Annotated in this window: 13 protein-coding genes and 1 pseudogene; 7 read left to right on the forward strand and 7 right to left on the reverse strand. The window is 59.7% G+C overall.

Translation table 11 applies throughout. The features are described from left to right. The 4 genes from CP958_RS05305 (at nt 1) to CP958_RS05325 (ending at nt 4,798) form a co-directional block, all read left to right on the forward strand. Nucleotides 1-1,131 (forward strand): nickel/cobalt efflux transporter, encoded by a 1,131-nt coding sequence (locus tag CP958_RS05305; protein ID WP_277948866.1) that lies wholly within the window; start codon nt 1-3, stop codon nt 1,129-1,131. A 667-nt stretch (nt 1,132-1,798) separates the two neighbouring features. Next, nucleotides 1,799-2,962, forward strand: a complete 1,164-nt coding sequence (locus CP958_RS05315; RefSeq protein ID WP_096701032.1) for an efflux RND transporter periplasmic adaptor subunit — start codon at nt 1,799-1,801, stop codon at nt 2,960-2,962. Further along, nucleotides 2,959-4,092 carry an ABC transporter permease gene (locus CP958_RS05320; RefSeq protein WP_096700945.1) on the forward strand — a complete coding sequence of 378 codons (1,134 nt, stop codon included), beginning with the start codon at nt 2,959-2,961 and terminating at the stop codon, nt 4,090-4,092. Before CP958_RS05315 ends, CP958_RS05320 begins: the two co-directional genes overlap by 4 nt. Before the next feature lies 1 nt (nt 4,093). After that, entirely contained in the window at nt 4,094-4,798 is a 705-nt protein-coding gene (locus CP958_RS05325; protein ID WP_096700946.1) for an ABC transporter ATP-binding protein, read from the forward strand. A 149-nt stretch (nt 4,799-4,947) separates the two neighbouring features. On the opposite strand, the gene CP958_RS05330 is transcribed toward CP958_RS05325, so the two are convergent. Together CP958_RS05330 and CP958_RS26870 are read right to left on the reverse strand one after the other, a co-directional pair. Further along, the gene (locus tag CP958_RS05330; RefSeq protein ID WP_347337833.1) at nt 4,948-5,862 is read right to left on the reverse strand and encodes a DUF4113 domain-containing protein; all 915 of its coding nucleotides are present in this window, start codon (nt 5,860-5,862) and stop codon (nt 4,948-4,950) included. After that, a pseudogene (locus CP958_RS26870) lies at nt 5,849-5,920 on the reverse strand (transcriptional regulator NrdR); the annotation flags it as partial. The pseudogene CP958_RS26870 and the gene CP958_RS05330, both read right to left, overlap by 14 nt. Nucleotides 5,921-6,165: 245 nt before the next feature. Here CP958_RS26870 and CP958_RS05335 point away from each other — a divergent pair. Continuing rightward, nucleotides 6,166-6,504 carry a PAS-domain containing protein gene (locus CP958_RS05335; RefSeq protein ID WP_242442759.1) on the forward strand — a complete coding sequence of 113 codons (339 nt, stop codon included), beginning with the start codon at nt 6,166-6,168 and terminating at the stop codon, nt 6,502-6,504. A gap of 44 nt (nt 6,505-6,548) precedes the next feature. On the opposite strand, the gene CP958_RS26265 is transcribed toward CP958_RS05335, so the two are convergent. Beyond that, nucleotides 6,549-7,079 carry a hypothetical protein gene (locus tag CP958_RS26265; protein WP_170958844.1) on the reverse strand — a complete coding sequence of 177 codons (531 nt, stop codon included), beginning with the start codon at nt 7,077-7,079 and terminating at the stop codon, nt 6,549-6,551. Between the two features lie 67 nt (nt 7,080-7,146). Here CP958_RS26265 and CP958_RS05350 point away from each other — a divergent pair, with 67 nt between their 5' ends. After that, nucleotides 7,147-7,569, forward strand: a complete 423-nt coding sequence (locus CP958_RS05350) for a MucR family transcriptional regulator (RefSeq protein WP_096700948.1) — start codon at nt 7,147-7,149, stop codon at nt 7,567-7,569. Then, the gene (locus CP958_RS05355) at nt 7,569-8,084 is read left to right on the forward strand and encodes a helix-turn-helix domain-containing protein (protein WP_242442769.1); all 516 of its coding nucleotides are present in this window, start codon (nt 7,569-7,571) and stop codon (nt 8,082-8,084) included. Before CP958_RS05350 ends, CP958_RS05355 begins: the two co-directional genes overlap by 1 nt. 540 nt (nt 8,085-8,624) lie before the next feature. Here the strand turns inward: CP958_RS05355 and CP958_RS05365 are convergent. From CP958_RS05365 to CP958_RS05380, 4 genes are read right to left on the reverse strand one after another with little or no spacing between them, the layout of a single operon-like run. After that, entirely contained in the window at nt 8,625-10,172 is a 1,548-nt protein-coding gene (locus CP958_RS05365; protein ID WP_096700950.1) for a cytochrome D1 domain-containing protein, read from the reverse strand. After that, entirely contained in the window at nt 10,169-11,311 is a 1,143-nt protein-coding gene (gene nirJ / locus CP958_RS05370) for a heme d1 biosynthesis radical SAM protein NirJ (protein ID WP_096700951.1), read from the reverse strand. The genes CP958_RS05365 and nirJ overlap by 4 nt, the downstream gene beginning before the upstream one ends. Before the next feature lie 9 nt (nt 11,312-11,320). Further along, the gene (locus CP958_RS05375) at nt 11,321-11,800 is read right to left on the reverse strand and encodes an AsnC family transcriptional regulator (RefSeq protein ID WP_096700952.1); all 480 of its coding nucleotides are present in this window, start codon (nt 11,798-11,800) and stop codon (nt 11,321-11,323) included. Continuing rightward, entirely contained in the window at nt 11,797-12,240 is a 444-nt protein-coding gene (locus CP958_RS05380) for an AsnC family transcriptional regulator (RefSeq protein WP_096700953.1), read from the reverse strand. The genes CP958_RS05375 and CP958_RS05380 overlap by 4 nt, the downstream gene beginning before the upstream one ends. Nucleotides 12,241-12,245 lie beyond the last annotated feature (5 nt).

Genomic DNA, 12,245 nt, shown 5'->3' on the forward strand with positions numbered 1-12,245 from the left:
ATGATGACGCCGCTTGCCGATCTCCTCCAGCAAGGTGCTGGTCATGCGTGGTTGTTCATCCCCTCGGCCATCATGCTTGGCGCGTTGCACGGCCTGGAGCCGGGTCATTCTAAGACCATGATGGCCGCCTTCATCATTGCCATCCAGGGGACGGTGAAGCAGGCCGTGCTGCTGGGGCTGGCCGCGACGGTTTCCCACACCGCCGTGGTCTGGGCCGTCGCTCTGGTCGGGCTGCATTTCGGATCGAACTGGGGCACCGAACAGAGCGAACCCTATTTCCAGATGGGATCGGCGGTTCTGATCATTGGTGTCGCCGTTTGGATGCTGGTTCGCACTTGGCGCGACCATCAGGCCGAGAAGCTGCACGATCATCATCACGGCCATTCCCATGACGAGGTCCGGTTGATCGACCTCGATCACTGGACCGTGGCGATTGAGGTGTTCGAGGACGGTGTTCCTCCCCGTTTCCGCCTGCGGTTCCAGCAGGATGGCAAGCCGGTACCTCCACCCGGCGATGTGGTCACCACCGTTGAAATCGAGCGAGCCGATAACAGCCGCCGATTCTTCGTCTTCGTGAACCAGGGTGACTATCTGGAATCCATGGAGCAAGTCCCGGAGCCGCATGAGTTCATCGCACGGCTGAAAGTGGCCCATGACGGCCACAGCCACGACTACGACGTGGAGTTCGTCGAACGCGACCACGGCCACCATGTCCATCCTGAATACGAGGCGATGGACCTGACTGCGCCGGGCTACCAGGATGCCCACGAACTGGCCCATGCCAACGACATTCGGCGGCGTTTCACCGACCAGAAGGTGACCACCGGCCAGATCATCATGTTCGGGCTGACCGGTGGACTGATCCCGTGCCCGGCCTCGATCACCGTGCTGCTGCTGTGCCTGCAACTGAAGCAGATCACCCTGGGCGTCACCCTGGTTCTGTGCTTCAGCATTGGCCTTGCTGCCACGATGGTGGCATCCGGCACCCTGGCGGCCCTCAGCCTGCGCCATGTCTCCCAGCGGTGGTCGGGGTTCGGTACTCTTGCCCGTCGTGCCCCTTACTTTTCCAGTGGCTTGGTCCTGCTGGTCGGCCTTTACACCGGCTACATGGGGTGGGTGGCGCTGACCTAACCGGGGAGTAAGGTTAAGCAGCCAGGGTACGATTTTCGATACGTCCCCAATACGCCAGAACCATGTTACCCAACGTTACATTAAAATTAGCTAATTGACATCATCTGGTTACGCACGGCCCCTATGATCAATGAAGATCAAAGATAGGAGGCCGAGATGCGAGTAGGTTTTGGCTTTGTGGCAATTGCCATAATCGCGTTACCCGCTATCACCGAGAATGCACTTGCCCAGGATGTGATGCGGGGGCGCGACCTCATGACTTCAGAGGAACGTCAGCAAGCCCGATCCGAGATGTTTAACGCGAAGACCCAAGAGGAGCGAGATGCGGTTAGAACCCGTCATCAGGAGGAAATGCAGTCTCGCGCAGCGGAAAAAGGGGCCAAGTTGCCTTACGAATCAGGACCATCTGGACGTGGCTACGGTCCCGGCGTGGGCGGCCCCCCGATGATGCAGGGGCCGATGGGCGGGGGTTGGCCGGGCAAGGGGCAATAACCCTTGAACGTCTCCCCGGTCTGCGGCGTCCTATCTGGGGGGACGCGTTCTCGCTAAACCTCTACAGGTCTGCCTGGATTCTGACGGAAAAAATGAGGGTTTGGGGATCGACGGGCGACCTGTACATTATCGTGACCTAATCTAATCATGGCCGATGACACCGGGGGAATTTGCAATGAGGGACATCCACTTCCTTCGGAATCGTCGCGCTCAAATTGCCATCGCCGCCGCCGGTGTCGCGCTTATCATTTTTCTACGCATGATGCTGGGAAGTTTGGCGGTTGAGGTTGCGGTGCCGACCTCCAATGTTCCCATAAGGGTATATGGCCTCGGAACCATTGAGGCCAAAACACTTGCCAAGTTAGGATTTACCCTTTCTGGGACGCTCACCGAATTGCGGGCCGACGCTGGTGATACCGTCTCCAGCGGCATGATCCTTGGTCATCTGGACGATTCCGAGCAGCGGGCCAAGGTCGGCGCGGCGAAGGCCGGATACGACAAAGCCATGGCGCAATCAGCTTCGGCCCGAGCGGTGGTATCGAAGGCTGCTGTCAATCAAGCGCAGAAGGAAAAGGTCAGCCAAAGGCGGAAGGCGCTGGTGGCATCGGGAACCATAAGCGAAGAAACCTTCGGGGATGCCCATGCTGCTGCCGTCAGCGCCGGGGCTGATGCAAAGGCGGCCTCCGCCGAGGTCGCCCTAGCCTTGGCAACTGTCGCGGATGCCAAGGCCCAGTTGGACCTGAACCAAGCCATCCTCGATCACCATACGCTTATCGCTCCGTTCGATGGTCGGATCGCCTATCGATACAAGGAACTTGGCAGTGTTGTTCAGCCGGGCGAGGTGGTTTTCACCCTCTACTCCCCTGAAACCATCTGGGTACTGGCCTACGTTGACGAGATGCTGGCCGGGGGGATCGCGGTTGGTCAATCCGCCGTGGTCAAGCTTCGCTCCGCTCCGTCCAAGCAATTCATTGGCACGGTCGCCCGCATCGACGTGGAGAGCGACCGGACCACCGAGGAGCGCCGCATCTATGTCGCGTGCCCCGATTGCCCCCAGAATCTCGGGGAACAGGCCGAAGTCATCATCGACACGGCATTGCTCGACCAAGCCTTGCTGGTACCCGTGGCCGCCATTGAAGCGTTTGATGGACGCGAAGGCATTGTCTGGACCGTCGAGAACGGAAAGCTCTTCAAGCGGAAGCTTGCCTTCGCCCACCGCACCCTCGATGGTCGCCTTGAAGTCGCCGGTGGTCTTCCCGAGAAGGCCCAGGTGATCACTCGTTTGATCCCAGGATTGCGCAAGGGCCGCTCGGTCTCGGTAGACGAGGCAAAGCCATGAACCTCGCCATTCGCGATATTCGACACAAGCTTGGGCGATTCATCCTGACTTGCCTCGGCCTATCCCTGTTGCTCGGGGTGGTGTTGTCGATGATCGGCATCTATCGCGGTCTGGTGGATGATGCGTTGTCACTCGCCCGCGCCCCAAATGCCGACATCTGGGTGGTAGAGGCTGGAACACGCGGGCCATTCGCCGAGGCATCCAGAATGTCCGGCGACACCCGTGAAATGGTCGCCCGGATTCCAGGCGTATCGAAGGCTGGTTCAGTGACCTACCAGACCATCGAGACAAGCTACCAGGGTAAGACACTGCGGCTTCAGGTGGTCGGATTCGAACCGGGTCGGATGGGCGGCCCGGCCACGATTTCGGATGGGCGGACGATCAGTATCCGTCACGGCGAATTGGTGGCCGATGCCCGCATCGGCATCGTCCTGGGGGATCGCATTCATCTTGGCCGCGACGATTTCACCGTGGTCGGCTTGACCCGTAATCACGTATCGACCGGCGGCGACCCCGTCATCTTCCTCAGTCTACGCGATGCCCAGGACCTACAATTTCTGCCCAAGCCGTCCACCTACCGGCGAGATCAGTCACGCGGCGCTCCTCCCCCAAACACGGACACCATCAATGCCGTCGTGGCTACTTTGGACGGTGAAGTGGCATCGGATGCCGTCGCCAGGGAAATTGGGCGATGGAAGCATTTGGGAACCATCACCCAGACGCAGCAGGAGACCATCCTCGTCCAATCGGTGGTCGAGAAGGCTCGACGGCAGATCGGGCTTTTCACCATCATCTTGATGTGCGTATCGGCAGTGGTGATCGCCCTGATCATCTATACGATGACCATGGACAAGACCCGCGAGATCGCCACCTTGAAATTGATCGGAGCATCCGATCGAATCATTGTCGGCTTGATTCTCCAACAGTCGGTCGCCATGGGAGCCATTGGATTTTCCATGGGCTGGGGCCTCGTCAATCTCGTCGCGGACAAGTTCCCGCGTCGGGTCCTGTTACAGCCGGACGACGCCATGATGCTGGCCGGGATCGTCGTGCTGGTTTGCCTTCTTTCCAGTTCGCTTGGGGTTCGGCTCGCCCTCAGAATCGAACCCACCGCCGCATTGGGGGGCTGAGATGGGAACCCTCGTGGAAGTTATCGGGGTATCCAAGCATTTCGGCGAAGGCCAAAGTCGGGTGGACGCGCTGGTGGATATTTCCCTCACCCTTCAATCGGGTGAGGTGGTGGGGTTGGTTGGGCCGAGCGGGTCCGGCAAAAGCACCCTGTTGAATGTCATTGGCTGCATCATCGAACCCAGCGAGGGGCAACTTATCCTGGATGGCACACCGGTGTTTGACGGGCAAAAGGCGCGGGGTGATCTGCGCCGCCTCCGCCTCGACAAGATCGGCTTCATTTTCCAATTTCATAATCTGCTCCCCTTCCTGAACAGCAGGGATAATGTTGCGGTCGTTCTTGAACTGGCCGGACGAGATCGGAACTATGCCCAAAGCCGGGCCAATGAATTGCTGACCTACCTTGAGGTCGAGAACAGGGCCTTGGCGAACCCGGCCATCTTGTCGGGGGGAGAAGCGCAGCGGGTTGCCATTGCCCGCGCCCTTGCCAATCAGCCACGCCTCATCCTGGCCGACGAACCAACTGCCGCCCTGGATTCTGAAAGGGCGGTAATCGCGATGGATTTGTTGCGCAAGGTGGCCCGAGAGCAGGATGCCGCCGTTCTCGTCGTGAGCCATGACGAGAAGATTTTCGATCACTTCGATCGGATGCTGCGGATCAGAGATGGCCGATTTGAGGCAACACTGAACTCTTCAGCAGTAAGATAATCTCGACGATAGGAACCACTGAAGGCTTCCTGAAAGGTGTGCGAATTCCCGTGGTTTCCATGTCGATGGAAATCATCCGCTTCACATCGGCCAGATCATCCAAGGTCAGCATATCGGTCCTTTCAGGCTGCTTCGGTAGCAGCATAGCTTCACGACTTGACCACCGGCAGTTCGTCCCAACTGGTGGTATAACTCGGCGTCCGATTGTCACATCGCATTTGCCATGGTGCATCCTTCGAGACCAATCCGTACCCAACCGCCCCTTTGCCCAATCGGCTGTTGATACCGTCCACGGCAGCCATGAGCGCCTTGGGCTTTACCCCTGCATCTGGCGGCGGCGAAAACAGATCACGCGGGATGTCTTCGGGTCGAACCAAATCCAGCATTATCACCCCGGCCTTCTTATATCCGTAGCCATCGCGCCATGCAGATTCCAACCCTTTCAATGCCGCACCAATGATGTGCGGCGTGGACGAGGTTGGAGGCGACAACCGGATCATGGCGTTGAGCGAGAACTGAGGCTGGTCAGGGCGGAATCTGTCTGTGTAGGCGAAGACCTGGAGTGCCCCGGCCACCAGTCCTTCACCGCGAATTTTTTCAGCGGCCCGACTGGCAAAGGTCACAATCGCATCACGGACCTGATCATAATCGGTTACCGCCTCACCGAACGACCGTGAACAGCAGGTGGTCTGTTTATCTGATGGCGCGGTGTCTAAGGTGTGGACCGGCGTTCCTCGCAATTCCATCACGGTGCGAAGTCCGACCGCCCCCATGGTCTTCTTGATCCAACCATCTGATTGCTGCGTCAGGTCGAATGCAGTGCGGATGCCGTTGACTCCGCAATGGGCCGCGTACTGGCGGCCAATACCCCAGACATCACCGACCGGCGTCTGCTTCAGCGCGGCATCAACCCATCTCGGGTCGTTGGTCAGGTCGAGTGTTCCGTTGGCTCTTTTAGATTTTTTCGCCAATCGGTTCGCCAATTTTGCCAGCGTTTTGGTACTGCCGATCCCCACAGAAACTGAAATGCCGGTCCAGCGTTTGACCGTTGGAGGCATTGTCATCGGTCGGGCGGGAATCCTTCACCTGGGTGTCGTCATGTCCGCAAAAAGGACAACGCATGCTCGCCTCCCCCCAATCGATGTTCAGGCTGATCATTCAGGAAACGGTCGCCGTCAGCAAGAATAGCGGCACTGGCATCCCACAAAGAGGGGGCACTGTTGCAAATTTTAACGAGCCTATGGATTGAGACGACTTGTAACAACGGGAGCTTCCAGGTGCACGATGGATTGACCCAATGGACATAGGTTCGCCATACTTTTGATAGAATTATTGTTTGCAGATTGCGAGATCGGCTGAAATCCGAAATGAATGACAATTGGGCCAACCAGGATGTTGAAACCAACGGCCTCAACGGCCTGTTGATGCTCGCCAATTCCCCAGAATGCCGCCACATAATCCAGTCGATCATCGATCATCTTCCGTGTGGCGTAACGCTGTTCGATCAGAACCTGGAAATGATTGCCTGTAACACCCTGTTCAGACGGTTGCTGGATTTCCCAGACAAGCTGTTTGAAGGCGGTCTGCCCTCCATGAAATCTCTGGCCCGGTTCAATGCCCAACGCGGTGAGTATGGCCCAGGTGACCCAGAGGAACTCGCGGGACAGGTCGTCCAGAGAGCCATACTCAATCCCATCAGGGGCTGATCGACCATGCCAGGGAGTTGGATTCCAATTACACATCCGGCGAACTAGCCTTGGGTGACTTGTTCAATTTCCTGGCTTACAACGTGGTGGCAAAACACATGCTGTCCGAGGACCGGAAATTCTTTGGACACATCCAAGCAACCCGCGATGCGGCAAGCTGAGGTCAGGCAGTAATGGCGATATTCGGGCGAAAGCCTCCCCCCATCCAGGTCGGCGATCACTTCATGAAAGCCAATGACCTCACCAGGAAAGTCTGGGAGGTCTCTCGACTTTGGACGACCGTTGATGGCGTTCCCCATGCCCGGCTGGTGAACCGGCATGAGACGCTGATGGTGTCCATCCGAACCCTGGAGGATCGGGAGTTCTTTGAGACTGTTCCGGTGACGCAGAGTGAGCCGTAAAGCAGATCGGCGGTGGCGAACTGGCGAGAACTCCACCGCCGGATCGTGCTGGATGGATTTGAGTTTAGGGGGGAGGGTCCATCCAGATGTGGCCGCATTGGGGGGATACCACATTGAAACGCTATCGCATTCGTCCGGTGCCATCAAGACGTACAGGATGAACTTATCGCCCATATGGTGAAAATCTTGAACGCAAAGTCGCCCAAATTCACCGCCGGAAAGAGCATCAAGGAAACCGTCAATGACCGATGATCTCAAAACTCTGACTACCAGAATCGTGGCCGCTTACATGGGGGGCAACGCCTTGGCGGCATCGGAAGTTCCCAACCTGATCAAGTCCGTATATTCGACCTTGGTTGGCACGGATTCCACTGGTCCAGCACAGCCAGCACAGCCAGAACAGCAGCAACCAGCCGTTTCGGTGAGGCGGTCGGTGACCCCGGATCACATTGTCTGCCTGGAATGCGGGAGCCATCAGAAGATGTTGAAGCGACACCTCCTGACCGGCCATGCATTGACCCCGGACGAGTACCGGGCCAAGTGGGCATTGCCGAGGGATTATCCCCTTGTCGCCCCGGAATACGCAGCACGCCGATCAGAGTTTGCGAAGGCTATTGGGCTGGGCTATTCCCGGACGAACCGGAAGCCCAAATCAGCCACCTGATTATGACGGAAGGGATCGCTATGCCGCCACGTAAGGGGTCAAAGCCATCAGTCACCATCAAACCTGCCAAGAAGGCTGGTCGGTCAACTCGTGGCCGATTAGACGATGGTAGTGCCAATCCCATTGATGTCCACGTTGGTGCCCGCATTCGGCTTCGCCGGACCCTGCTGGGCATGAGCCAGGAGAAGCTTGGGGAGTGCCTGGGGCTGACCTTCCAGCAGGTCCAGAAATACGAACGTGGAGCCAATCGGGTGGGGGCATCCAGGCTGTTTGATCTGTCCCGAGTTCTGGATGTTCGAGTCGGGTATTTCTTTGAGGAAATCTCTGAGACTGCCCAGGCCGCATCACCGGTCGAGGTGATTCGGGGCAATGTCACCAAGTCAGTCGATATCGCTGACGATGATCCCATGACCAAGCGGGAAACCCTCGAATTGGTTCGGGCCTATTTCTCGATCACCGATCCGAAGGCCAGAGAGCAGGTTTTGGCGATGGCAAAGGCGCTGGGGCCGAAGTGAATTATTCCTATGACCTGGGCGGCGGGCCGTACAAGACACAACCCTAATTGGTATAAGTAAAGTATTTTTCTATCCACAACCCTAATGGCGTAGACGAGGGATACACCCCACCCCAGATAAAAGCCCACACAGGAACCGGGGCTTAAGTGGTGGTGGTTATGGCAAAGTGGCTTACAACGGCAGCAGCCGCAGAATACACAGGTGTAGCGATCAAGACCCTACACAACCGCCGAAACTTAGGACTCCCACCCAAGGCGCATAAGATCGGCAACAGGCTTAGATACGACCAAGTGGAGTTAGATAGGTGGATTACCAGCAATGACACCCCACCACCCACACCAACTAACCGCAATCGGTAACCCCGAAAGCCCCCTTGAAGGGGGCTTTTTCCTGACCAATTCCAGTAGCATTATAGTAGCACAAAATCAGGAATAGCTGGGTTTATATGGTCAAAATCGGGAATATAACCCTAACGAGTATCATATTAGTGTTCTCACTAACATATTGTTTTTCAATGTCGTTTTAGATATGGCCGCCACCTTAATGGCTTGTCCCGGATGAAAATGTAATTTTGTTGAAGACATTGTACTTGCCCACCGGCCGCTTCATGGGCATGCGGGTCACCACCTCGAAGCTTTCGGCGTCGAAGACGATCAGTTCGCCCTCGGCCTCCATCACCGAGATCAGCACGTGCTTGCCCGAGCGGTCGAACTCGGCATGGGCCGTGGTGCGGCCCGGCGCCGGGCGCAGCGTCCTGACGATCTCCAAGGTATTGAGGTCGATGACCTGGATGGCGTCCTTCTCCTTGCCCATGGAGACGTCGATCCAGGCATAGCTGGTGTTCTCGTGGCTGCGCATGAAGAAGCCCGGCCCCAGGGTCGGGATACGCTTGACCGTCTTCCAGGTCTCCATGTCGATGACGCTGATCACCGCCTCTTTCAGGTGCGGCGTGGCCATGTAGTCGCGGCCGTCCTTCTTGAAGATGATACCCGAGCCCAGATGCGGCATGCCGGGCAGGTCGATCTCCGCCACCTTGCGCTTGATGTCCAGGTCGACCACCAGCCCCTTGGTGCCGTCGCGCGACGCGCCCATGACCCGCTCGTAGGTGCGGTCAAAGAAGAAGTCGTCGAGATGGTCCGGAATGCGGATACGCAGCGCCTGGAAGCGGCCGCCGGGGCTGATGCCCTCCTCGTGGCCCTTCTCGTAGGAATGGACGAAGCCGTTCATCACCGGCCCGGCATCGTCGGCGTAGGGAATCTCCCAGACTTCCTGGATGTCCTTCAGCGCCACCACGAAGCTGGACCTGGGCGGCGCGGTATAGACCGCCGAGACGCGCGACGTCGCCCCGGCGTCGCCCACCACCGGGATCACCTGCAGCGGCGCGAGGTCGCGGGCATCCAGCGCCACCAGGGTATGGGGCAGCATGTTGCCGACCATCAGGAAGCGCCCGTCATGGGAGACGGCGACGTTGCGGGTGTTCACCCCCGCCCTGATCTCGGCGACGATCTGCAGGGTGTAAAGGTCGTACTTGGTGATCCAGCCATCGCGCGACGCCAGATAGACGAAGCGGCCGTCGGGCGAATACTTGGCGCCGCCGTGCAGGGCGAAGCGGCTTTGGAAGCGGGCCAGCGGCTTGAAGGAATCGCCGTCCAGGATGGTGACGTGATGGTCGCCGGTCTCCACCACCGTGAACAGGTTCAAGGGATCGGTGTTCCATTGCGGCTTGGCCGGCAGCAGGTCGGGATTGACGCTGAGCACGCGCGACGCCTTGATCTCCTCCATACCCCAGCGGGGCACGGCGGGCAGCGGCGTGAAGACGTAGTCGGCCAGGGCCTTGATCTGCCCGGGGTTGAGCTTGTCGGCATGGCCGGGCATCTGGGTCGCCGCCCGCCCGTTGGCGATGACCGTCTCGGCCTCGGCCTTTCTGAGCCGCCCCAGATTTTCCGGCAGCAGGGCCGGGCCGATGGCGCCCAGGCGGTCGGCACCATGGCAGGCGGCGCAATGCTCGGCATAGAGACGCGGCGCGTCTTCCGCCGCGAAGGCGGGGGCGGCCAGCAGTAGCGCCGCCGCGATCAAAGAAGCCTTCATGCCAGCCCGATCTCCTCGTCGCTGAGATAGCATCCGGGGTCCTCGGCCCAGGTATTGCCGGTCACCCGGTGGGCCCGCACCCGCGTATTGCCGTTGCACATATCAAGATAGGCGCAGGCCTTACAGCGCCCCTCCACCGGCCGGGGCCGCGCCTTCAAGCCGGCCATCAGCGCATCCGAGGTATCGGGCCAGATGGCCGAGAACGGCCGGTCGCGCACGTTGCCCAGCTTGTGGTTCCACCACATGGTGTCGGGATGCACCTCGCCCAGATTGTCGATATTGGCGACGTTGATGCCGGACGCATTGCCGCCCCACTGGACCAGCTTGGCGGCGATGTGCTCCGCCTTGTCCGGGTGGTTGCGCCGGACCCAGGACAGGAAATAGGGGCCGTCGGCGTCGTTGTTGCCGCTGACGAATTCCCGCTCGCGCCCGGCCGCCGCATGGGCCCAGGCGGTGTCGAACAGATAGTCCATGGAGGTGCGCGTCACCTGCACGGTGGCGTCGTCCAGGCGGTTCTTGTTGCCGCGCCCGGCATAGTTCAGGTGCGAGAAGTAGAACTTCGCCACTCCCTCGCTCTCCATCAGATCCACCACCTGGGGCAGTTCGGCGGCATTGTCCATGGTCATGGTGAAGCGCAGGCCCACCTTGACGCCCTTCTTCACGCAACGGCGGATGCCGCCCATGGATTCGGCGAAGGCCCCCTGGCGCGCCCGGAAGCGGTCATGGGTGGCGTCGATGCCGTCGATGCTGATGCCGACGTAATTGAAGCCGATCTCGGCGATACGGTCGGCGATGCGATCATCGATCAGGGTGCCGTTGGACGAAAGCGCGGTATAGAAGCCCATCTCCCTGGCGCGGATGGCGATGTCGAAGATGTCGGGACGCAGCAGGGGCTCGCCGCCCGACAGGATCAGCACCGGCACGCGGAAGGACTTCAAATCCTTCATCACGCCGAACACCTCGTCGGTGGTGAGTTCGCCGGCGAAATCCTTGTCGGCCGAGATGGAATAGCAATGCTTGCAGGCGAGGTTGCAGCGGCGGATCAGGTTCCAGATCACCACCGGCCCCGGCGGGTCGCGACGCGGCCCCACATTCGTGGGGGCGACAAGTTCCTGCATGAACTGGGAAACACGGAACACCGGAAACTCCTACAGACGAAGGCCCGTCTTCTTGAGGATGCGTGACGAGAACAGCACCAGATGGCCGCGCGACAGATCACCCAGCACCGTAGCGACGCGCTCCACCAGGGCGTCGGCGTCGGCCTTCTCCTTGGCGTGGATCATGGCGAACAGGGAATACGGCCAGTCGGGCAGATGGCGCGGCCGGTGGTAGCAATGGCTGACGAAATCCAGTTCGCCCACCCGACGCCCCGCCTCGGGAATATCCCCGTCGGCCACGTCCCACACGGTCATGCCGTTGAACTTGTAGCCGAGCGCATAGTGGTTGGGCACCACTCCGATACGGCGGATGACGCCGTCGGCCAGCAGGCGCTCCATGCGGTTCATCACCTCGTCGGCCGAGACGCCCACCTGGCGCGCCACCTCGTGATAGGGCTTGTCCACCAGGGGCAGCCCATCCTGGGTCGCCACCACGATGGCACGGTCGACGGGGTCGAGAGCGGTGGTCATGCCTCGAACCTCAGGCCCACGTAAAACTCCTGGATCTTCGGCATGTCGTGCACCGGAATGCCGGTGCGCGCCTCGATCTCGGCCAGCACCTCGGCCTTGCGGCCCGGCTTCTCGGTCGCCACCACGAACCACATGTTGAGCGCATGCTCGCGGGCGTAATTGTGCGCCACTTCGGGGTAGGAATTGACCATGTCGGCCACCTCCTCGAAGCGCTCGGCCGGCACCTTCATGGCCGACAGGGTCAGTTCGCCCCCCATCCGCTCGGCATGCCACATGGGGCCGAAGCGCGAGATGATGCCGTCTTCCTTCAGCTTGCGGATGCGGGCCATCAACTGGGTGCCGGTCAGGCCCAGGGGCTCTCCGATGGCGCCGAACGGCTGGTCGCAGATGGGGAACCCACCTTGCAGGGAATTGATGATGGCGCGGTCGATATCGTCCATGACCC

The organism is Magnetospirillum sp. 15-1, from assembly GCF_900184795.1.
In the GTDB taxonomy this organism is placed as follows: domain Bacteria; phylum Pseudomonadota; class Alphaproteobacteria; order Rhodospirillales; family Magnetospirillaceae; genus Phaeospirillum.

Excerpts from the sequence above, each read along its gene's own strand:
- CP958_RS05305 (WP_277948866.1), top strand. The coding sequence starts at position 1 with ATGATGACGCCGCTTGCCGATCTCCTCCAGCAAGGTGCTGGTCATGCG.
- CP958_RS05315 (WP_096701032.1), top strand. The coding sequence starts at position 1,799 with ATGAGGGACATCCACTTCCTTCGGAATCGTCGCGCTCAAATTGCCATC.
- CP958_RS05320 (WP_096700945.1), top strand. The coding sequence starts at position 2,959 with ATGAACCTCGCCATTCGCGATATTCGACACAAGCTTGGGCGATTCATC.
- CP958_RS05325 (WP_096700946.1), top strand. The coding sequence starts at position 4,094 with ATGGGAACCCTCGTGGAAGTTATCGGGGTATCCAAGCATTTCGGCGAA.
- CP958_RS05330 (WP_347337833.1), bottom strand. The coding sequence starts at position 5,862 with ATGACAATGCCTCCAACGGTCAAACGCTGGACCGGCATTTCAGTTTCT.
- CP958_RS05335 (WP_242442759.1), top strand. The coding sequence starts at position 6,166 with ATGAATGACAATTGGGCCAACCAGGATGTTGAAACCAACGGCCTCAAC.
- CP958_RS26265 (WP_170958844.1), bottom strand. The coding sequence starts at position 7,079 with ATGGGCGATAAGTTCATCCTGTACGTCTTGATGGCACCGGACGAATGC.
- CP958_RS05350 (WP_096700948.1), top strand. The coding sequence starts at position 7,147 with ATGACCGATGATCTCAAAACTCTGACTACCAGAATCGTGGCCGCTTAC.
- CP958_RS05365 (WP_096700950.1), bottom strand. The coding sequence starts at position 10,172 with ATGAAGGCTTCTTTGATCGCGGCGGCGCTACTGCTGGCCGCCCCCGCC.
- CP958_RS05375 (WP_096700952.1), bottom strand. The coding sequence starts at position 11,800 with ATGACCACCGCTCTCGACCCCGTCGACCGTGCCATCGTGGTGGCGACC.
- CP958_RS05380 (WP_096700953.1), bottom strand. The coding sequence starts at position 12,240 with ATGGACGATATCGACCGCGCCATCATCAATTCCCTGCAAGGTGGGTTC.